Annotated in this window: 19 protein-coding genes; 7 read left to right on the top strand and 12 right to left on the bottom strand. The window is 69.1% G+C overall.

From position 1 onward, the window contains the following. The first annotated feature begins 93 nt into the window (after nucleotides 1-93). The 4 genes from OHT57_RS36625 to OHT57_RS36610 all read left to right on the top strand — a co-directional run bounded on the left by OHT57_RS36625 (nucleotide 94) and on the right by OHT57_RS36610 (nucleotide 4834). Nucleotides 94-1356 carry a citrate synthase gene (locus OHT57_RS36625; RefSeq protein WP_328751051.1) on the top strand — a complete coding sequence of 421 codons (1263 nt, stop codon included), beginning with the start codon at nucleotides 94-96 and terminating at the stop codon, nucleotides 1354-1356. Between the two features lie 95 nt (nucleotides 1357-1451). After that, nucleotides 1452-2396 (top strand): sucrase ferredoxin, encoded by a 945-nt coding sequence (locus OHT57_RS36620; protein ID WP_328751050.1) that lies wholly within the window; start codon nucleotides 1452-1454, stop codon nucleotides 2394-2396. A gap of 90 nt (nucleotides 2397-2486) precedes the next feature. Next, on the top strand, nucleotides 2487-4154 hold the full coding sequence (locus OHT57_RS36615) for a sensor histidine kinase (protein ID WP_328751049.1): 1668 nt from the start codon (nucleotides 2487-2489) through the stop codon (nucleotides 4152-4154). After that, on the top strand, nucleotides 4154-4834 hold the full coding sequence (locus OHT57_RS36610; RefSeq protein WP_328751048.1) for a response regulator: 681 nt from the start codon (nucleotides 4154-4156) through the stop codon (nucleotides 4832-4834). Before OHT57_RS36615 ends, OHT57_RS36610 begins: the two co-directional genes overlap by 1 nt. Before the next feature lie 6 nt (nucleotides 4835-4840). Here OHT57_RS36610 and OHT57_RS36605 read toward each other — a convergent pair whose 3' ends face one another. From OHT57_RS36605 to OHT57_RS36595, 3 genes are all read right to left on the bottom strand, one after another. Next, nucleotides 4841-5911: an ABC transporter substrate-binding protein gene (locus tag OHT57_RS36605; protein WP_328751047.1), complete on the bottom strand. Its 1071-nt coding sequence runs from the start codon at nucleotides 5909-5911 to the stop codon at nucleotides 4841-4843. A 73-nt stretch (nucleotides 5912-5984) separates the two neighbouring features. Beyond that, on the bottom strand, nucleotides 5985-6863 hold the full coding sequence (locus OHT57_RS36600) for an ABC transporter permease (RefSeq protein WP_328751046.1): 879 nt from the start codon (nucleotides 6861-6863) through the stop codon (nucleotides 5985-5987). Beyond that, nucleotides 6853-7668, bottom strand: a complete 816-nt coding sequence (locus OHT57_RS36595; RefSeq protein ID WP_328751045.1) for an ABC transporter ATP-binding protein — start codon at nucleotides 7666-7668, stop codon at nucleotides 6853-6855. Before OHT57_RS36595 ends, OHT57_RS36600 begins: the two co-directional genes overlap by 11 nt. 160 nt (nucleotides 7669-7828) lie before the next feature. On the opposite strand from OHT57_RS36595, the gene OHT57_RS36590 reads away from it, so the two are divergent. Beyond that, nucleotides 7829-8521, top strand: a complete 693-nt coding sequence (locus tag OHT57_RS36590) for a response regulator (protein ID WP_328751044.1) — start codon at nucleotides 7829-7831, stop codon at nucleotides 8519-8521. A 108-nt stretch (nucleotides 8522-8629) separates the two neighbouring features. Here the strand turns inward: OHT57_RS36590 and OHT57_RS36585 are convergent, their stop codons facing one another. The 6 genes from OHT57_RS36585 to OHT57_RS36560 all read right to left on the bottom strand — a co-directional run bounded on the left by OHT57_RS36585 (nucleotide 8630) and on the right by OHT57_RS36560 (nucleotide 15694). Then, complete coding sequence (locus OHT57_RS36585) at nucleotides 8630-10222, bottom strand: solute symporter family protein (RefSeq protein WP_328751043.1); 1593 nt, start codon at nucleotides 10220-10222, stop codon at nucleotides 8630-8632. Next, the gene (locus OHT57_RS36580; RefSeq protein ID WP_328751042.1) at nucleotides 10219-10782 is read right to left on the bottom strand and encodes a DUF485 domain-containing protein; all 564 of its coding nucleotides are present in this window, start codon (nucleotides 10780-10782) and stop codon (nucleotides 10219-10221) included. The genes OHT57_RS36585 and OHT57_RS36580 overlap by 4 nt, the downstream gene beginning before the upstream one ends. Nucleotides 10783-10854: 72 nt before the next feature. Further along, nucleotides 10855-11538: a response regulator transcription factor gene (locus OHT57_RS36575; protein WP_328751041.1), complete on the bottom strand. Its 684-nt coding sequence runs from the start codon at nucleotides 11536-11538 to the stop codon at nucleotides 10855-10857. Further along, on the bottom strand, nucleotides 11535-12686 hold the full coding sequence (locus tag OHT57_RS36570; RefSeq protein ID WP_328751040.1) for a sensor histidine kinase: 1152 nt from the start codon (nucleotides 12684-12686) through the stop codon (nucleotides 11535-11537). The genes OHT57_RS36575 and OHT57_RS36570 overlap by 4 nt, the downstream gene beginning before the upstream one ends. Continuing rightward, a complete protein-coding gene (locus OHT57_RS36565; RefSeq protein ID WP_328751039.1) occupies nucleotides 12683-13207 on the bottom strand; it encodes a DUF1453 domain-containing protein in 525 nt (174 codons plus the stop codon). The genes OHT57_RS36570 and OHT57_RS36565 overlap by 4 nt, the downstream gene beginning before the upstream one ends. A gap of 363 nt (nucleotides 13208-13570) precedes the next feature. Next, nucleotides 13571-15694 carry a DNA gyrase/topoisomerase IV subunit B gene (locus OHT57_RS36560; RefSeq protein WP_328751038.1) on the bottom strand — a complete coding sequence of 708 codons (2124 nt, stop codon included), beginning with the start codon at nucleotides 15692-15694 and terminating at the stop codon, nucleotides 13571-13573. Between the two features lie 444 nt (nucleotides 15695-16138). Here OHT57_RS36560 and OHT57_RS36555 point away from each other — a divergent pair, with 444 nt between their 5' ends. Further along, on the top strand, nucleotides 16139-16369 hold the full coding sequence (locus OHT57_RS36555; protein ID WP_328751037.1) for a DUF7455 domain-containing protein: 231 nt from the start codon (nucleotides 16139-16141) through the stop codon (nucleotides 16367-16369). A 105-nt stretch (nucleotides 16370-16474) separates the two neighbouring features. Here the strand turns inward: OHT57_RS36555 and OHT57_RS36550 are convergent, their stop codons facing one another. Both OHT57_RS36550 and OHT57_RS36545 read right to left on the bottom strand, forming a co-directional pair. Then, nucleotides 16475-17359 carry a S1 family peptidase gene (locus tag OHT57_RS36550; protein WP_328751036.1) on the bottom strand — a complete coding sequence of 295 codons (885 nt, stop codon included), beginning with the start codon at nucleotides 17357-17359 and terminating at the stop codon, nucleotides 16475-16477. A 123-nt stretch (nucleotides 17360-17482) separates the two neighbouring features. Then, a complete protein-coding gene (locus OHT57_RS36545) occupies nucleotides 17483-19021 on the bottom strand; it encodes an RNA polymerase sigma factor (protein ID WP_328751035.1) in 1539 nt (512 codons plus the stop codon). Here OHT57_RS36545 and OHT57_RS36540 point away from each other — a divergent pair. Further along, nucleotides 18963-19097: a hypothetical protein gene (locus tag OHT57_RS36540; protein WP_328753545.1), complete on the top strand. Its 135-nt coding sequence runs from the start codon at nucleotides 18963-18965 to the stop codon at nucleotides 19095-19097. The genes OHT57_RS36545 and OHT57_RS36540 overlap by 59 nt on opposite strands. A 367-nt stretch (nucleotides 19098-19464) precedes the next feature. On the opposite strand, the gene OHT57_RS36535 is transcribed toward OHT57_RS36540, so the two are convergent. Then, a complete protein-coding gene (locus tag OHT57_RS36535) occupies nucleotides 19465-20352 on the bottom strand; it encodes a FadR/GntR family transcriptional regulator (protein WP_328751034.1) in 888 nt (295 codons plus the stop codon). Nucleotides 20353-20375 lie beyond the last annotated feature (23 nt).

The raw sequence follows: 20375 nt of genomic DNA, 5'->3' as shown, positions 1-20375 counted from the left end.
TTTGACTGTCCATGGTTGACTCTTTTTCTGTCAATATTGATTGAATCAACATACGCCGATCAACCCACCCGGCTGCGGATACGGTGACCTCTTATGCGCGATCAAGACCCCCTACCCGGTTCCTCCGAACGCCGGCTCAGCACCAGGCAAGCCGCCGAACTGCTGGGCGTGAAGGCCGAGACCGTCTACGCCTACGTGAGCCGCGGCCAGCTCAGCAGCCGACGCGTCCCCGGCGGGCGGGGCAGCACTTTCAACGCCAAGGAGGTGGAGGCCCTCTCCCGGCGCAACCGCAGGGAGAGCGGCGGGAGTCCGAGTTCCGGCGGCGAACTGTCCGTACGGACCCGCATCACGTTGATCGACCAGGACCGGTACTACTTCCGGGGCGTCGACGCGACGGAACTCGCCGCTCGCCACTCCTACGAAGAGATCGCGGAGTGGCTCTGGACCGGACAACTGCGCCCCGGCGTCACCTTCACCGCACCGGACGCCGCCGTCGACGTGGCCCGCCGTACGGTGGACTCGCTGCCCGAACACACCGGCCCCACCGACCGGTTGCGGGTCGCGGCGATCGCCGCAGCAGCAGCCGACCCACTGCGTTTCGACCTGTCCGAGGAGGCAGTGCTCGGCACCGCGCGAACCCTCATCCCCACCCTCGTCGCCGCGCTGCCACCCGTACTCCACGACCGCCGCCGCGACGACGGCCCCCTCGCCCACCGGCTGTGGACCCGTCTCAGCGGACGCAAGCCCGACGAGGCGTCCCTTCGCGTCCTGGACACCGCGCTCGGCCTCCTCGTCGACCACGACCTCGCCGCCTCGACTCTCGCCGTACGCGTCGCCGCGTCGGCCCACGCGCACGCGTACGCGGCCGTCTCCGCCGGACTGGGCGTCCTGGAAGGCCCCTTGCACGGCGCGGCCAGCGGGCTCGCCCACAAGCTGCTGCTCGACGTGCTCGACCGGGGCGACGCGGCCCCGGTGATCGCCGAGGAGCTGCGGGCCGGTCGCCGCATCCCCGGCCTCGGCCATCGCCTCTACCCGGGCGAAGACCCACGCGCGCGGGCCCTGTTCGCCCTCCTGGAGGCGATCCCGCGCGCCGAGCCCGCCCTCCTCGCGGCCCGCGACATCGTGGCCACCGCCGCCCGCCACACTCCCCTGCATGCCAACGTGGACCTGGCCCTCGCCGTGCTCACCGCCTCCGCCGGCATGCCCTCCACGGCGGGCGAGACGGTCTTCGCCGTCGCCCGGACGGCGGGCTGGATCGCCCACGCGCTGGAGGAGTACGGGGAGCGTCCCCTGCGCATGCGCCCGAGCGGGATCTACGTGGGCCCGAAACCGCCACAGCCACTGCCGGAACCCTGACACGACCGTGCCGGAGAATCGGCACCACGCTCACGGAGCACTGACAGGTCACGGCCGGAAGTCGCCGCGCCGCGAGTCAGGTTAGGCTCACCTCTGTGAGTACCTGCTCAACGGTCTCGCACGACCTCGACGAGCCCGTTTCCGGAACCGCGGCCACCGCGCGGACCTGGCTGCTGCTCGAACAGCCCGGTCCCTGGGGCGCCAAGGCGCTCACTTCGAGCCACCTGGACCCCGCACTGGGCCGGGCGCTGGAGGCCGCCGCGCAGGACACGGGCGTGCGTGTCGCACTCATCCGCCGACCCGGACGTCACGCCGACAGCGGCACACGCACCACCCGGCAGGTGTACGCGGCCCACACCCGGCCCGGCAACGTGTGGCTGCACAGTGCGACGACCCGCGAACCGCAGGACCTGCTGGGCCTGGACTTCGCCGCCCTCGGCAAGGGCGACCACACCGGATTCGACGCGGCGCTCGGTGGACGCCCCCACGTCGGCGATCCGCTCGCGCTCGTCTGCACCAACGGCAAGCGGGACCGCTGCTGCGCGCTCCTGGGCCGCCCACTGGCCGCCGAGCTGGCCGCCTCGGGTGTCGAGGGCGCCTGGGAGGTCACTCATCTGGGTGGTCACCGTTTCTCCCCGACGCTGCTCGTCCTGCCGTACGGCTACGCCTATGGCCGCGCCGAGGCGCATGCCGTCAAGCAGGTGCTCCACAGCGTCCAGGAGGGCCGGGTCGTGGTCGAGGGATGCCGCGGCAACTCCGCCTGGGAGCGGCCCGGCCAGGCGGCCGAGCTGGCCGTGCGCACAAGGGCGGGCGAATACGCGGCGGAGGCGCTGACGGTGGTCCGCACGGACGGCATGGCCCCGCACTGGGAAGTGACTGTCGCGCACACCGACGGCCGTCGCTGGCGGGTGCTGGTCACGCAGACCGCGTCGCTGCCGCCCCGTCCGGAGAGCTGCGGGGCCTCGGTGCTCGGCTCGCCCGCGCGGCTGGACGTCATGTCCGTGTGTGAGCTGAGCGCGTCAACGGCGCCGGCGAGCTGACCGTACAGACAGCCTCATCAATGCGTTGATCAAGAGATCCATGCCACACCCCCGGCGGCGGATCCGGCATGTCCACGTACCGTCATGGTTATGAGCCGCACTCCCCCCGCCCGTCGTCTGCGTCTCGGACTGCCCCGCCGGGCGTTCTCCCAGGTGCTTCTGATGCAGCTGGCGATCGCCGCGGGGGTCGCGGTGCTCGCGACCGGCCTGTTCCTCGCGCCCCTGAGCAACCAGCTGGACGACCAGGCGATGCGCCGGGCTCTCGCCATCGCCCAGACCGTCGCCGCCCGGCCGCAGATCGCCGAGCAGGTGAAGGACACGCCCCCGCTGCCCGGCGGTCCCGTGCAGGAGGAGGCCGAGCGGATCCGCAGGGCGACCGGGGCGCAGTACGTCGTGGTGATGGACTGGCGGGGCGTGCGCTGGTCGCACCCCACCCGCAGTGAGGTCGGCAGGACCGTCTCGACCGACCCGGGCCAGGCCCTGGCCGGCAGGGAGGTCATGCAGATCGACAGCGGCACCCTGGGCCGCACGGCCCGCGGCAAGGTGCCGCTGTACGACAGCGAACACAAGATCGTCGGGGCGGTTTCCGTCGGCATCGGCTACGACAGTGTGCGGGCCCGGCTGATCCATGCGATCCCAGGGCTTTTGGCCTACGCGGGCGGGGCTCTCGCCGTCGGCGCGCTGGCCGCCTGGCTGATCTCCCGCCGGGTGCAGAGACAGACCCGGGACCTGGCCTTCTCCGACATCTCCGCGCTGCTCGCGGAGCGTGAGGCCATGCTGCACGGCATCCGGGAAGGTGTCGTCGCCCTGGACCGCGACGGACGCATCCGCCTGCTCAACGACGAGGCACGACGTCTGCTCGGCATCGGCGACGAGGCCGTCGGCCGCTCCCCCGACGAGGCGCTCGGGGACGGACGTACGGCCGATGTCCTGGCCGGCCGGGTCACGGGCACCGACCTGGTCACCGTGCGCGGCCAGCGGGTGCTGGTCGCCAACCGGATGCCCACCGACGACGGCGGTGCCGTAGCCACCCTGCGCGACCGCACCGAGCTGGAGCAGCTCGGCCGGGAGCTGGACTCGACCCACGGTCTGATCGACGCGCTGAGGGCGCAGGACCACGAGCACGCCAACCGTATGCACACGCTTCTGGGGCTGCTGGAACTGGACATGTTCGAGGACGCCGTGGAGTTCGTCGGCGAGGTCGTCGGCGATCACCGGGCCACCGCGGAGCAGGTCACCGAGAAGATCGAGGACCCGCTGCTCGCCGCGTTGCTGGTGGGAAAGGCGACCGTCGCCGCCGAGCGCGGGGTCGCCCTGTGGGTCTCGGACCGGACCCGGCTGCCGGACCGGCTGGTCGATCCGAGCGGGCTGGTCACGATCGTCGGCAACCTCGTGGACAACGCCCTGGACGCCGTCGCCGGCGCACCGCACGCGCGCGTGGAGGTCGAGGTGCGCACAGAAGGCCGTACAGCCGTCCTCAGTGTGCGGGACACCGGACCCGGAATCCCGGTGGAGCAACGGGAACTGGTCTTCACCGACGGCTGGTCGACCAAGGAGCCACCGGCGCACCGGGGGCGGGGCATCGGGCTCTCGCTGGTGCGTAAGCTCGCCGAGCGGCAGGGCGGCAGCGCGACCGTCGGGGAGGCGGGCGGCGGCGGGGCGGAGTTCACCGTCGTACTGCCGGACGCCCTGGCCGAGACGCAACCCGCTCTCACCGCGCCGGCCGCCCAGCAGACCGCCACCGAAGAGGAGTCGTGATGATCGAGGTCCTGGTCGTGGACGACGACACACGCGTGGCGCGCGTCAACGCGGCCTACGTCGAGAAGGTGCCCGGTTTCCGCGTGGCGGGCGAGGCACACAACGCTGCGGACGCCCTGCGTCAGCTGGAGGCTCTGCCCCACGTCGACCTGGTCCTCATGGACCACTATCTGCCCGACGAGACGGGGCTGGCGGTCGTCCAGGAGATGCGCAGGCGTGGCCACCAGACCGACGTGATCATGGTGACGGCGGCGCGGGACGTGACGACCGTCCAGGCCGCGATGCGGCAGGGCGCGCTCCAGTACCTGGTCAAGCCGTTCGCCTTCGCGGGGCTGCGCGCCAGGCTGGAGGCGTACGCCGAGCTGCGCCGGGCCCTGGACGGGGGCGGCGAGGCCGAACAGGCAGAGGTCGACCGCATCTTCGGCGCCCTGTCCTCGCCGGCCGAGCCCGACCTGCCCAAAGGGCACTCCCCCACCACGGCGGAGCTCGTACGCAAGTCCCTGATGGAGGCCCAAGGACCCCTGTCGGCCCAGGAGATCGCCGACCGGACAGGGGTGAGCCGACAGACCGCCCAGCGCTACCTGAAGCTCCTGGAACGCACGGGACGGGCCAGGCTCACTCTGAAGTACGGCGACGCGGGCCGCCCGGAACACCGTTACGTGTGGGCGACCCGCGCGTGAGGTGAGTCAGCCGGCGTTCTGCGCGGCCTTGTCGACGAACTCCGTCGTGTACGTCCTGTCGAGGTCGACGTCGGCGTTCTGGATGTTGGGGTTGAACGCCTTGAGGACCTTCTCGACGGTCTCAGGGCCGTTCTTGGGCATCACTCCGTCCTTGGTGAACATGGGCAACGTGTTCTTGATGGCCACCGCATACAGCAGTCCGTTGCCCTGTGAATAGTCGGCCGGCATCTTGTCGGCGATCTGGGTCGCACTGTGGGTGGACATCCACTTGAGCGTCTTGACGAATGCATTGGCCAACTTCTGGACGGTGTCCTTGTGACCGTTGACCCAGTCCGTCTGCATGTACAGGCTTGACGAGGGATACGGTCCGCCGAGCGCGTCGTCCGATCCCTGGGGCGTGCGCATGTCCAGAAGGATCTTGCCGGCCTTCTTGTCCATGATCGTCGCGACGGTCGGGTCGGTCGTCATGCCACCGTCGATCGAGCCCTGCTGCAGCGCCGAGATGAAGGTCGGTCCCGCGCCGACGGCGACCGGCGTGAACTCGCTGACCTTCACTCCGTTCTTGACGGCGAGGTACTTGGTGAGGAAGTCGGTCGAGGAGCCGAGGCCCGTGACGCCGAGCTTCCTGCCCTTGAAGTCCTTCGGCGAAGTGATGTCGCCCGCCGCCTTGCTGGAGACGATCTCCACCTCCCCGGGCGCATGCGAGAACTGCACGACCGACTCCACGTCCTTGCCCTTCACCTGAAGGTCGAGTGTGTGGTCGTAGAATCCGACGGCCCCCTGGACCTGACCGGAGACGAGCGCGGTCTCGGCCTGGACGCCCGCGGGCTCGCTCAGCAGCTCCACGTCGAGCCCCTCGGAGTCGAAGTAGCCGAGCCGCTGGGTCAGCATCGCGGGCAGATAGATGACCTTGTCGAGCCCACCGACCATGATCTTGACTTTGGTTCCCTTGCCGTCGCCCTTACTGCCGGAGCCAGCCGACTCGGTGCTGGCGGCGTCGTTGGCACAGGCGGTGAGCGAGGAGAGGGCCAGCAGGCCTGCGGCGGCCAGGGAGGCGTATCTGGCGGTCTTGCGCATGGGGTTCACGTCCTTGTGAGGGGCGGTGCGGGGAGAGGCTGAGTGGGGCTGGGGTCAGCCAGGGCGGAAGGCTTCAGCTGTCGGAACCCGTCGGCTTCCAGCGGAAGATGCGGCGCTCGGCGAAGGTGAGCAGCCCTTCGGCGAGAAGCGCGACGACGGCGAGGATGACCATCGCGGCATACACACCGGCCGCGTTGAAGGTGCCCTGTGACTGCGCGACGAGCAGGCCGATGCCCTTGGTCGCGCCGATGTACTCGCCGACGATCGCGCCGATGAGGGCGAACCCGAAGCTGACGTGCAGGCTGGTGAAGATCCATGAGGTCGCGGACGGGATCACGACCTGCAGCGTCACCCTGCGGTCGCTCGCGCCGAGGATGCGGGCGTTGGCGACCAGATTGCGATCGACTTCGCGGGCCCCCTGGAAGGCGTTGAAGAACACCGGGAAGAAGACGAGGACGACGGCCGAGGCGACCTTGGAGGCCGGTCCGAGGCCGAACCAGATCACGAAGATCGGGGCAAGGACGATCCTGGGTATCGAGTTGAGCACCTTGATGTATGGACCAAGTACGTCGGCGAGCAAGGTGATCCGCCCCAGCGCAATACCGCAGACCACACCTGCGACCACGCCCACGACCCAGCCCAACAGCGCCTCGTAGAGCGTGTACCAGATCTGTTCGCCCAGCGAGCCGAGCGCCGTCCCGTGCGTCACCCATGTCCAGATCTGGTCCCAGATCTTCGAGGGCATCGAGAAGTTGAAGGGATCGATCACCTCGGCCCGCGCGAACACCTCCCACAGGCCGAGAACGGCCACCAGGAGCAGCACACGGGACACCGCGACGACGATCTTGCGTCTGCGGGCGGCACGCGCGCGCGAGTGTGCGCGGTCCGTCTTGTTGCCGGGCTCGGTCACGGTCGGTGCGACCTGGGCCTCGGGCATGACGTCAGGCGACATGAGCGGCACCCCGCTCCCGGGTGATGCGGACCTCTTCGCCGAGGGACTCCCAGATCTCGCGGTAGATCTCGATGAACCGCGGCTCCAGGCGCACCGACTCGACCTTGCGGGGCCGGGGCAGGTCGATGTCGAAGATGTGCTTGACGGTGGCGGGCCCGGCCGTCATCACGACGACCCGGTCGGCCAGCGCGATGGACTCCTCCAGATCGTGGGTGACGAAGACGACGGACGCGCTCGTCCCCTCCCACAGTTCGAGGAGCTCGTCGGACATCAGTGCCCGGGTCTGCACGTCGAGCGCGGAGAACGGCTCGTCCATGAGAAGGATCTCCGGGTCGTTGACGAAGGTCGCGGCGAGCGCCACGCGCTTGCGCTGGCCTCCGGAGAGCTGATGGGGGTAACGGTCCTCGAAGGCGGTGAGCCCGACGCGGGCCAGCCACTCCCGCGCCTTCTGCCTCGCCTCCGCCTTGGGCACACCCCGGAAGCGGGGCCCGGCCATGACGTTGGACAGGACCGTGCGCCAGGGGAAGGTGGCGTCCTGCTGGAAGACGAAACCGACCTTGTTCCCGACCCCGCGAACCGGCTCCCCGACGACCAGAACCTCGCCCTCGGAGGGCTCCTCCAACCCGCTGACCAGGGTCAGCGTGGTCGACTTGCCGCAGCCCGTGGGCCCGACGACCGCCACGAACTCCCCACGACCCACCGTGAGGTCGAGTCCCCTGACAGCCGTGTGCAGACCCCCCGACGGGGTCCGGAATGCCTTGCTCGCGCCCCGCAGCTCGATGGCGGGGCTACTGTCTGCGCTCATGGCCGGGGACGGTAGATGTGGCCCGCGCCACAGCATCAGTCTTCTGAGCGCATGCCGTTCTTTTGCTTGCAACGGCCTGTTGTGCCTGTTTTGCTCGCGCTACAACAGCGGAGCCGAACATGGGCTTGCCGCCCGTCAGGCCTTGAGGGGAAGAGGCCCCATGATTGACGTCCTGGTTGTGGACGACGACTTCCGTGTCGCCGAGATCAACGCCAAGTACGTGGGCAAGGTTCCCGGATTCCGGGTGGCCTCCCGCGCGCACAGCGCCGCCCAGGCGCTGGCCATTGTGCAGTGCGGGACCATCGACCTGGTCCTGCTCGACCACTACCTGCCCGACCAGACCGGCCTCGAACTCATCCACCGCATGCGCGAACAGGGCCACGGCACCGACGTCATCATGATCACGGCGGCGGGGGACGTGGCGACCATCCAGGCCGCGATGCGCCTCGGCGCCCTCCACTACCTGGTCAAGCCCTTCACCTTCGCGGCCCTGCGCACCCGCCTGGATTCCTACGCCGCCCTGCGCCGCACCGTCGACCGGGTCGGCGGCCGCGGCATCGCCGGCCAGGAGCAGGTCGACCGGATCTTCAGCGCCCTGCGCACCACACCGGTCCCGGCCTCCCCCGGCCTGCCGAGCGGCCACTCAGAACCGACGACGGACCTCATCTGCCACGTCCTGCACCACGCCGACCACCCGCTCTCCGCCCACGAGGTCGCCGCCGAGACCGGCCTGAGCCGCTCCACCGCCCAGCGCTACCTCCGCCATCTCGAACAGGCCGGCCGCCTCCGCCTCTCCCTCAGATACGGCGACACCGGGCGACCAGAGCACCGGTACGCATGGGTGACCCCCTAGGCCGTACGCCGACACCTGGACCACGGACGCCGTACGACGACGAACGCCCCGCTCCTCGACCAACACGCCCTCGTTGACGAACGCGCCGCTCGATGGCCGGTACCGCCCTCACACCGCCCCGGCCCCCGTCAGCGACCGCACCTCGGTCTCCGCGTGTTTGGCCTCGTCTGCGACCTCTGACGAGGTGACTGTGCCCAGCCAACCCGCGACGAAGCCCAGCGGGATGGAGACCAGCCCGGGGTTCTGCAGCGGGAAGTACTGGAAGTCGACACCGGGGAAAAGCGACTCGGGACTGCCGGACACCACCGGCGACAACAGCACCAGGGTCATGGCCGGGATCAGGCCGCCGTACACGGACCAGACGGCGCCCCGGGTGGTGAATCCGCGCCAGAACAGCGAGTAGAGCAGCACGGGCAGATTCGCGGACGCGGCGACGGCGAAGGCGAGGCCCACCAGGAAGGCGACGTTGAGGTCCCGGGCCAGCAGGCCGAGGGCGATCGCGATCACGCCGATCCCCACGGCGGCGGTCCTCGCCACGGCCACCTCGCTGTGCGGCTTGGCCCGCCGACGCCGCAGTGAGGCATACAGGTCATGGGCGACGGAGGCCGAGGAAGCGAGCGTGATGCCCGCGACCACGGCGAGGATCGTAGCGAAGGCGATGGCTGCGACGATCGCGAACAGAACCGTTCCTCCCGTGGAGTCGGCACCGCCGCCCAGGTCGAGGGCCAGAAGGGGGACCGCGGTGTTTCCCGCGGCGTTCGATCCTCGTACGGCCTCCGGCCCCACGATCGCGGCGGCACCGAACCCGAGGACGATCGTCATCAGATAGAAGCCGCCGATGAGCCCGATCGACCACACCACCGAGCGCCGTGCGGCGCGTGCCGTGGGCACGGTGTAGAAGCGGGACAGGATGTGCGGCAGCCCCGCCGTACCGAGTACAAGGGCGAGTCCCAGGCTGATGAAGTCCAGGCGTGCGGTCAGGTCACCGCCGTACTTCAGACCCGGCGCCAGGAACGATTCGCCGTGACCGCTGCGCTTCGCAGCCGTGAACAGCAACTGGTTGAAGTCTCCGTGGAACCGCACCAGCACGAGCACGGTCAGCACGACGGTCCCGCCGAGCAGCAGGACCGCTTTGACGATCTGGATCCATGTGGTCGCCCGCATCCCTCCCAGGGACACATAGATCACCATGAGCGCCCCGACGGCGATGACGGTCCAGGCCTGCGCCGCCTGGCTGGTGCCGCCCAGGAGCAGCGCGACCAGGCTGCCCGCACCCACCATCTGCGCCACCAGATACAGAACGGACACGGTGACCGAGGAAGTTCCCGCCGCGATCCGCACCGGCCGCTCACTCATCCGCGCGGCGACCACGTCGGCGAGCGTGAACCTCCCGCAGTTGCGCACCAGTTCGGCGACCAGGAACAGCACCACGAGCCAGGCCACGAGAAACCCAACCGAGTAGAGCAGTCCGTCGTAGCCGAAGAGGGCGATGAGCCCGGAGATACCGAGGAAGGACGCGGCCGACATGTAGTCGCCCGCGATGGCAAAACCATTCTCCATCGGAGAGAACAGCCGGCCTCCCGCGTAGAACTCCTCCGCCGAACCGTGTCGGTTTCGGCTCACCCACGTCGTGATCCCCAACGTGACCGCGACGAAGACGCTGAACAGCAGCAACGCCAGTGTCTGGTGGTCTCCCGTCACGACGACACACCGCCCCGGGCCGTACGCGTCAGTTCCTGGGTGTCCCACCGCAGTTCGAGCGCTGCCCGGTCCCGGCGCAGCCTCGCGTGCCGGGCGTAGGCCCAGGTGAGCAGGAAAGTGGTCAGGAACTGCCCGAGTCCCGCGAGCATCGCCACGTTCACCGCGCCCGCCACGGGCCGCGCCATCAGTCCGGGCGCGCTCGTCGCCGTCACGACGTAGGCCAGATACCAGACGAAGAACCCGATGCCCGCCGGCACCACGAACCTCCGGTACCGGCTGCGCACCTCCTGGAAGGCCGCGCTGCGCTGCACTTCGAGATACACGTCGGCCGCGGCGGCCGCCCTGTTCTCGCGCTCCGCCTGCTCGGTCGCGACCGGGGTCATGGGTGTGCCGCCACCGCCCGTCTCTCCCCAACCGGAGGCAAGCGCGTCATACCAGGGGTCGTCGTACCGCACCCCGGTGGACACCTCGGGGCGAGCCGAATCGTGCCCGTCGTGGTTCTCGGCCGAACTCTCGGCATCACCCCCGCTTCCGCGGGGACGAGCGTTGCTTGACTGCATGCCCAAGGATGGACAGAACGGGAAGATCCCCGACTCTTCTTCCCCCCGCTCTTCACCCCATCAGGTGATTCCTCAGGTCGGTGGCCGCACAAGTCCCTTCGCATAGGCGTAACGCACCGCCTGTGCGCGGTCCTTGAGTCCGGTCTTGGCGAAGAGGTTGTTGATGTGGGTCTTCACCGTGGCGGGGGAGACATGAAGTCGGCGGGCGATCTCCTGGTTGCTGAGTCCCTCGGCGATCTGCTCCAGCACCTCGACCTCCCGGGTGGTGAGCCCGTCGGGCGCCTCCGCGGACACCGCCGGCTGCGGCGGCTCGGGGTCCGACAGCCGCTCCAGAAGCCGCCGTTGGATGCTCGGCGACAGTCCCGCGTCCCCGGAGAGCACGTTGTGCACGGCCCGCACGATCTCGTCGCCTCCCGCGTCCTTGGTGAGGTAGCCACGCGCACCCGCCTTGAGCGCGGGGAACAGCGAATCGTCGTCGGCGTACGTCGTCAGCACGACGACCTGGGTCCCGGGGTGCTCGGTCCGGATCCGCCGGGTCGCCTCCACTCCGTCGCAGCGAGGCATGCGCAGGTCCATCAGTACGACGTCTGGAGCGAGTTCCGCGACGAGCTTCACCGCCTCCTCCCCGTCCCCCGCGGCACCGACGACCTCGATGCCGGGCAGAAGGCCGAGCAGCATCACGATGCCTTCGCGAACCACGGTCTGGTCGTCCGCGACCACCACCCGCGCGGGCTTCGTCTCCGCCGCCTCCGTCATACCGGCACCTTCAACGTCACCACGAACCCCTCGTCGTCCGGCCCCACGTCCAGCGAACCGCCCAGCAGTTCGGCCCGCTCCCGCATCCCCAGGAGACCGTACCCGCCTCCGGTAGTGGTGAGTTCACCCGGCGAACCGCCCGAGTCCCGCACGACCAGGGTCACCTGGTCCTTGCCGTACTCGAGCCGCATTCGGACCCGGGCCCCAGGCGCATGCTTTCGGACGTTCGTCAGAGCCTCCTGGGCAACCCTGCGAACGGCTTGCGACGCCTCGGCCGGCAGCGGTCTGCGCTCACCCGAAATGGTGGCCTCAGCTCCGTCGGCCGTGTCCACGAGCTGACTCAGGAAGTCCTCCAGCGGAGTCATGTCTCCCCGCAGGGCCGACAGCGCCTGCCGGGTCTCGGCGAGTCCGTCACGTGCCATCCCCCGTGCTGCCACCACCCTTTCGAGGATCTGGTCCCGGTCCGCGCCCCTCTCGATCAGCAGCCGGGCCGCCTCCAGGTGCACGAGCTGCGCCGAGAGGCTGTGCGCCAGCACGTCGTGGATCTCGCGCGCGATACGGGCACGCTCCGCGAGCGCCGCCGACTCCGCCTCGGCCGCCCGTGCCGCCCGCTCCTGGGTGAGCAGCCGCTGAGCGGTGCCCCGGGCCTCTGCATCCAGCCGCAGGACATAACCGGCCAGCGCGAGGCCTGCCGTCGTGGCCAGGGTGGTCAGCCATACGTCGTCGTTGACCACTGCGTACAGGGCGAGTGCGACCACCGTCACTGGCAGCGCGGCGGCGATGGGCAGCCGTTCCAGGGCCGTGATGGCACAACCGCACCACAGGACGAGGGCGACGACCCTGAAGTCGGCGGCCTGGGCGGCGACCGCGATCGCCAGGAGGACACCGTAGAGCGCCAGGGAGGGCCACAGACGGTGCGCCAGAGTGGTGCGGAAGAGTGCCCAGGCGACGACCGCGGTCAGGAGAATTCCGGCTGCTGCCCCGAGCACGCCCCATCCGCGGACGTGTTTGTCGCTGAGCACGCCCCAGAGGAGCATGGCCAGCACCAGCGAACGCACCGCCCAGCTGAGCAGGCGGCGGGGACGCGTGGCGGCCTCACGCCCTAGCGCCTCCCTGGAAGGCCAGCGGGTCCAGGCGTTCGCCGTCACACACGTTCCTTCCCCGTGGACCGGAAGATGGGCTCACCGTACGCCGGGGCAGGTGCGGAGGCAGGCCGCAGGGAATGCGCCCGCCAGGCCAGAGTCCCGGAGCGCACCAGCAGGGTGGCTGCCAGTGCCAACAGCAGTGCGGAGGAGGCCTGGCGGACACCGAGCGCCGCGCCGAGGGCGAAGAGGCCGACGCGCAGTGCGATCCCGACGCCCCAGACGGCCCCGCTCGCCTTGGTGCTCCTGCTCCACAGCGTGCCGTCCTGCTCTGTCCATATTCGGCTCGTCCAAGCCCAGCCGGCTCCGATCGCCAAGCCGGTGATCAGCTCGGTGGTGAGCAGGACGACCGATGCCGTGCGGTGATGGGCGTCCACGAGTCCCGGCTCACGGAGCGCCACAACAGCGAGAACGACGGGCAGCAGCCACCAGCGACGCCCGGTGTCGATCCGGCTTGCCCGGAACTGCCGGGCGATCACCACGATCACCGCGACCACGATCAGCAACGCGTCGACAAGCCCGGACATCACAGCCTCCGTGAGCGAAGAAGGATCTGCCGGATGCGGATGCCGCCGACACCTTCGAAGCTACGGAAATCCGCAGGTCGGGAGATCGGAGCCAGGGTGGATCACGGGTGGATTCCCAAGCACTGGGTCTCTCCACCCGTGGGTGGAGAGACCCAGTCCGGCGACCACCGGACCCACCGCTGCCCCGGCCCGAGGTCGCCAGGGCTCACAACGGCCGACTGCCGCCAAGGGCGAGACAGCCACGCGAAGGCGGTTCAGACCCGCCCACCAGAGCCGCGGCACCACGCCGCACAGGCGGCCCGCACGCCAGGAACAACCCGCGCCGGGGGAAAGCCGAGGCCGGTCGGAAGACCAGCCCCAGCGCTACGCATCGATGCGCGACCGATCCAGCGTCGCGGCGGACCCCGAGATGAACTCCTTCCGCGGCGCCACGTCATTGCCCATCAGCAGATCGAAGACCTGCTCGGCAGCCTCGAGATCGGCGAGGTTGATCCGTCGCAGCGTCCGGTGCCGCGGATCCATGGTCGTCTCCGCCAGCTGGTCGGCGTCCATCTCGCCCAGCCCCTTGTACCGCTGGATGGAGTCCTTGTAGCGGACCCCCTTGCTCTGGAACTCCAGCAGCTTCTCGCGCAGTTCACGGTCCGAGTACGTGTAGACGTACTTGTCCTGCCCCTTCTTCGGCTGGACGAGCTCGATCCGGTGCAAGGGTGGCACCGCGGCGAACACCCGCCCCGCCTCGACCATGGGCCGCATGTAGCGCTGGAACAGCGTCAACAGCAGGCACCGGATGTGCGAGCCGTCGACATCTGCGTCGGTCATCATGATGATCTTGCCGTAGCGGGCCGCGTCGATGTCGAAGGTCCGGCCCGACCCCGCTCCTATGACCTGGATGATCGCGCCGCACTCGACATTCTTGAGCATGTCCGTGACGGACGACTTCTGAACGTTGAGGATCTTGCCCCGAATGGGCAGCAGCGCCTGGAACTCGGAGTTCCGGGCGAGTTTCGCGGTTCCCAGCGCGGAGTCGCCCTCGACGATGAACAGCTCGCTGCGGTCGACGTCGTCGCTACGGCAGTCGGCGAGCTTGGCGGGCAGCGAGGAGGACTCCAGGGCCGTCTTCCGGCGCTGTGCGTCCTTGTGCTGGCGGGCCGCGATACGCGTGCGCGCGGCGGCGACCGCCTTCTCCATGACGACCCGGGCCTGGGCCGCGGCGTCCCGCCTCGTGGATGTCAGGAACTCCTTGAGCTCCTTGGCGATCACGGTGCTCACGATGCGGCGGGCCGCCGAGGTGCCCAGGACCTCCTTGGTCTGGCCCTCGAACTGCGGTTCGGCCAGACGGACGGTGACGACCGCGGTGAGGCCTTCCAGGGCGTCGTCCTTGACGATGTCGTCCTCGGCCACCCGCAGCATCTTCTTGGTGCGCAGCACCTCGTTCATCGTCTTGACGACGGCCTGCTCGAAACCGGCGACATGGGTGCCGCCCTTGGGGGTGGCGATGATGTTCACGAACGACTTCAGGATCGTGTCGTAGCCGGTGCCCCAGCGCATCGCGACGTCCACACCGAGCTCACGGGTGACCTCTGTGGGCGTCATCTGGCCGTGGTCGTCGAGGACCGGGACGGTCTCCTTGAAGATGCCCTGGCCGGAGAATCGCAGGACGTCGTTGACGGGTTTGTCGGTGGCCAGGTACTCGCAGAACTCACTGATGCCGCCGTCGAAGCGGAAGGACTCCTCGCCCTTGCTGCCGCCCTCACCGAGACCGAACTCGTCGCGCACGACGATGGTCAGGCCAGGCACCAAAAACGCGGTCTGACGGGCGCGCTGGTGGAGATGCTCCAGGGAGAGTTTGGCGTCCTTGAGGAAGATCTGGCGGTCTGCCCAGTACCGCACGCGTGTGCCGGTCCGGGTCCTGGGGATCTTCTTGGCCTTGCGCAGGCCGCTCGTGGCATCGAACTCGGCCTCGGGACCGTTCGCCGCGAAGGCACCCGGCACACCGCGCCGGAAGCTGATCGCGTGCGTGTGGCCGCTCCGGTCCACCTCGACGTCCAGCCGAGCAGAGAGGGCGTTCACCACGGAGGCGCCCACGCCGTGCAGACCGCCGGAGGCGGCATACGAGCCACCGCCGAACTTGCCGCCGGCGTGCAGCTTTGTCATGACGACCTCGACACCGGACAGGCCGGTCTTGGGCTCGACGTCGACCGGGATGCCCCGGCCGTTGTCCCGGACCTCCACGGAGGCGTCGTCATGGAGGATCACTTCGATGCGGTCGCCGTATCCGCCCAGGGCCTCGTCGACGGAGTTGTCGATGATCTCCCACAGGCAGTGCATCAGGCCACGGCTGTCGGTCGAGCCGATATACATACCTGGGCGCTTGCGTACGGCCTCGAGCCCTTCGAGGACGAGCAGGTGCCGCGCGGTGTAGTTGGACCCGTCCCGGTCTGCTCCTGGCAGCAGAGCTGTGGACGGCACGGACGTCTCGGCGGTCACGCGGTTCGCTCCTCGCTGAATTTCAGGTGGGGCCCTTCTGGGTAAGGGCGCGGCATCGGTCGCCGCCAAGAGGGTACCGAGGCCTGGTAGAGCCGTTGTAACGCCACCCTCGTGCAAAACACACAGTAATCCACAGTCGTATGCCTGTTCGATCCCTCGATGGGGTGAAGTACATATCACGTTCCCTTCGGGGCATGAACCATTTAGGCTCCGGGCACGTCCTCATCAACAACCGGCAACCCAGCCGGGAGGACCGACCTTGACCGACACAGTGCGAAACCGTAAGACACACAGACACGCAATACGGCACATTCGCCGCCAAACCGGCAGCAGGCAGCCGCCCCGGAAAATTTCTCTCTCGGTGAAGCCCCGAGCGGGAACGTTTTGAGGCTGGTTGGATGTTGACCCTGGTACGACAGCTCGTCGAGCTAGAGAAGAGGCGACGTGACTACTGTTCTGACCCCCGCGAGCCCGATGACGGCCGCCGACCGCTGCGACCGCTGTGGCGCCCAGGCGTACGTACGCGTCGTCCTGCTCAGCGGCGGAGAACTGCTCTTCTGCGCCCACCACGGTCGCAAGTTCGAGCCGGAACTCAAGAAGATCGCCGCTGAGATACAGGACGAGACGGAGCGGCTCACAACCGTTCCGGTATCCGCCTCAGAAGAAGAGCGCTGACACCTCGCGTCCACGACGAGCCGGCGCCGATTCAGGTCGGCATGAGGGCGGCTGCCCCTGTTCCCAGGGGCAGCCGCCCTTGCTCATGGCTCTGCGTGAACTCGTTCAGCGCCGTTGAGGCGAGCCCACGTGCCCCTGTGGCACCGGGTCGGTCGTCTTTCGGCTGTCCCAGGCCAGCGTCCGGATGACGTCGGCCACACGGGCGTAGACGCCGGGCCAGCCCGCTCGTCCACAGCCGCTCCCCCAGGACACGAGCCCGATCAGTTTCCCCTGGGCGACCAGGGGTCCACCGCTGTCCCCCTGACAGGAGTCACGGCCACCACGCTCCTCCCCTGCGCACAGCATGCTGTCGGCGAGGTAGGTGCCGTCGGCATTGCCCGGGTAGGCCTCCTGGCAACGTGTGTCAGACATCACATGCACATGTGCCGCCCGCAGACTCCGGGCGTAGTCGCCGCCGCCCGTGACGTCACCCCACCCGTAGACGGTCGCAGGGGTTCCCGACCTGTATGCGGGATCACCAGCGGCCGCCATGACGACGACGGCGCTCTGCGGCAGCGGCTCCGCGAGCGTGAGGACTGCGAAGTCTCCCGCGTTGCTCTGAGGGTCGTATCCCGGATTCACCCAGACGTCTCGTACGGCGATCTCCGCTCCCTGCGCCGAGAGCAGGTCCGTGCGGCCCTCGATGACCCGGAAGTCACGCACCTGCTCAGGTGGCGCCCCCAGGACGTCCTCGCCCATGCAGTGGGCCGCGGTGAGCACCGTGGTCCGGCCGACGGCGACACCGCCGCAGAACTGCCCGGCGCGCGTACCTCCGAACCGGTCACGGCTGGACAGGGCCACCGTCCAGGGCGCCTGGGACACATCGACCGGGAAACCCCCGACGACGATGCTGTCGGCAGCAACAGGGGCGGCCGACACCAGCGGTATGGCCGCTGCCATGGCCGCCAGAACCAGCGGCCGGGCCAGCGCCCGGGCAATGGGACGACGCATACGTACTCCTCACTCCAGGATGGTGATCGGAAACCCAGAGTCACGCAGGGTGCCCGTGCGCGCAGCACGAAGGCCCGGTTCCCCTGCAGAGGAACCGGGCCTTCTGCGTCGTACGACTACGCCCTAGTCGAGGTAGTCGCGCAGAACCTGCGAGCGCGACGGGTGACGCAGCTTCGACATGGTCTTCGACTCGATCTGGCGGATGCGCTCACGCGTGACGCCGTACACCTTGCCGATCTCGTCGAGAGTCTTCGGCTGACCGTCGGTGAGACCGAAGCGCATCGAGACCACGCCCGCCTCACGCTCGGACAGCGTGTCCAGGACGGAGTGCAGCTGCTCCTGGAGGAGCGTGAAGCTGACGGCGTCGGCCGGCACCACGGCCTCGGAGTCCTCGATGAGGTCGCCGAACTCGCTGTCACCGTCCTCGCCCAGCGGCGTGTGCAGCGAGATGGGCTCGCGGCCGTACTTCTGGACCTCGATGACCTTCTCGGGGGTCATGTCGAGTTCCTTGGCCAGCTCCTCCGGGGTGGGCTCGCGGCCCAGGTCCTGGAGCATCTGGCGCTGCACGCGCGCGAGCTTGTTGATGACCTCGACCATGTGCACCGGGATACGGATGGTGCGGGCCTGGTCGGCCATCGCGCGGGTGATCGCCTGACGGATCCACCAGGTGGCGTACGTGGAGAACTTGTAGCCCTTGGTGTAGTCGAACTTCTCGACCGCGCGGATCAGACCGAGGTTGCCCTCCTGGATGAGGTCCAGGAAGAGCATGCCGCGGCCGGTGTAGCGCTTGGCCAGGGAGACGACCAGACGGAGGTTGGCCTCCAGCAGGTGGTTCTTGGCGCGGCGGCCGTCCTCGGCGATGATCTCCAGCTCACGCTTGAGCTTCGGCGCGAGCTTGTCGGCGTTGGCCAGCTTGTCCTCGGCGAACAGACCGGCCTCGATGCGCTTGGCGAGCTCGACCTCCTGCTCGGCGTTGAGCAGCGGGACCTTGCCGATCTGCTTGAGGTAGTCCTTGACCGGGTCGGCGGTGGCACCCGCCACGGCGACCTGCTGGGCCGGCGCGTCGTCCTCGTCGTCGTCGGAGAGGACGAAGCCCTTGTTCTCGGCCCCCTCCTCTTCCTCTTCGCCGGGCTTGCCGTCCTCGACGACCTCGTCCTCGGAGGCCTCGGCGTCGTCCTTGCCCGCGGTCGTCTTCTTCGCCGCCGTCTTCTTGGTGGCGACGGTCTTCTTCGCGGCCGCCTTCTTGGCGGTCGTCGTCTTCTTTGCTGCTGCCTTCTTGGCAGGCGTCTCGTCCTCGACGGCGGGTTCGGCGACAGGAGCCGCCGGGGTGGCGGTGGCGGTGGCCCTCTTCGTGGTCACCGTCTTCGCCGCGACCGTCTTGGTGGCGGTGCGCTTGGCCGGACTCTTCGCTGCGACGCTCTTTCGGGTGCGCTTGGGCTCCGCGGCACTGACCATCAGCGTCACACCCTCTTCCTCGAGGATCTGGTTGAGGCTGCGCAGTACGTTCTTCCACTGAGTGGCCGGAATCTGGTCAGCTTCGAAGGCCCGACGCACGTCATCGCCGGCGATCTGCCCATCGGCCTTTCCCCGCTCAATGAGAGCCATGACAGAGACGGACTCGGCGATCTCCGGCGGGAGCGTACGGGATGTGCTGGCCGACACGAACAACCTCTCGGAACGTTGGAAAACGGCTTTCGGCCCCGTCCACGGCGGACAGGAGCCGACCATCGGCCTGTGAAGGGCCGACGGCGCGGGCGGGGGCCGGGAAGATGCACAGCGCCTGAAACGGCGTCCGTATTCCTTCCGCGGCTATCACCTCTTAGGTCATCGCGCTGCTCCCACGAGCGTTACGCCCAATCTGCGTGGCCCGAGTCACACCCCGTAAGCAATCAAAAACGGTCAGACATGCCCATACGAGGTCAGTCAGCCATTCCGGCCGCCCTCGCCGAGAGGGATGCCGCCGTTGGGAGGTTGTCGCCATTGCGCCGCGCCGTCGGACCCCGCAGGATCGCCAGCGATCCTGCGGGGTCCGACGGCGCCGATTCGACGACCGCGCGATGCCGCAGAAGAAGGACACCCCCGGCCGCGCCGCCCGCGGTGCGCGGTCAGTGCTCGCGCGGCGCGGGCACCACGCGCTCCACCTCGGGGTGGACGGTGAGCAGCTGGCGCATGGCGGTCTCGGCCGCCGTGCTGTCACCGGCGACAATGGCGTCGACGATCCGGCCGTGGTGTGCCAGCGACGACTCGTTCGGGCGGTCACAGCCGGTGACCGGACTCCCGGAGACCTGAAGCGCGGACGAGACGATCCCGGAAAGGTGCTCCAGCATGCGGTTGCCCGCCAGCTGGATGAGCAGGGAGTGGAATTCCGCGTCGGCGCGGGAGAAGGTGAGCGCGTCGCCCTGGTTCATGGCGTGGCCCATGATCTCGACCATGTCCCCGAGGCGCTGCTGGACGTCCTCACGGCCGTGCCCCGCGGCCAGGCGCGCGGCGAGCGGTTCGATCGTCCAGCGCAGCTCGGCCAGCTCACGGCGCTGGTCGTCTCGCTGCGGCCCGAAAGCCCGCCATTCGATGATGTCCGGGTCCAGGAGGTTCCAGTCGCTGACGGGACGCACGCGCGTGCCGACGTTCGGGCGAGCGCTGACCAGGCCCTTGGCCTCCAGAACACGGAGCGACTCGCGGACGACGGTACGGGACACCTCGAAACGCTGGCCGATCTCCTCGGGGACCAGCGGCCGGTCGGCTCCCAGGTCGCCGGAGACGATCATCTGGCCGAGCTGCTGGACGAGTTGGCCGTGCAGCCCGCGCCCGCGGCTGCCGGCGGCACGTCGGCCCACGCGGCCCAGCTCCTGGTCCGAGTTGTCCCAGACGGAGGATCCGATCCGGCCTGTGGCCGGGGCCTCGGCAAAGGGGTAGCGGTCGAGTTCGCCCGGGCCGGCCAGACCGGAGTCGGCGGAGCGGGCGGCGGTCATCATGGTGTGCGCAAGGGTACTCACGGATCCTTTGTCGGCGTCGCCTC

Origin of the sequence: Streptomyces sp. NBC_00285 (assembly GCF_036174265.1) — a bacterium.
GTDB lineage: Bacteria > Actinomycetota > Actinomycetes > Streptomycetales > Streptomycetaceae > Streptomyces.
Note: the sequence above shows the minus strand (reverse complement) of the source record. Positions and strands in the feature narration are given on the sequence as shown.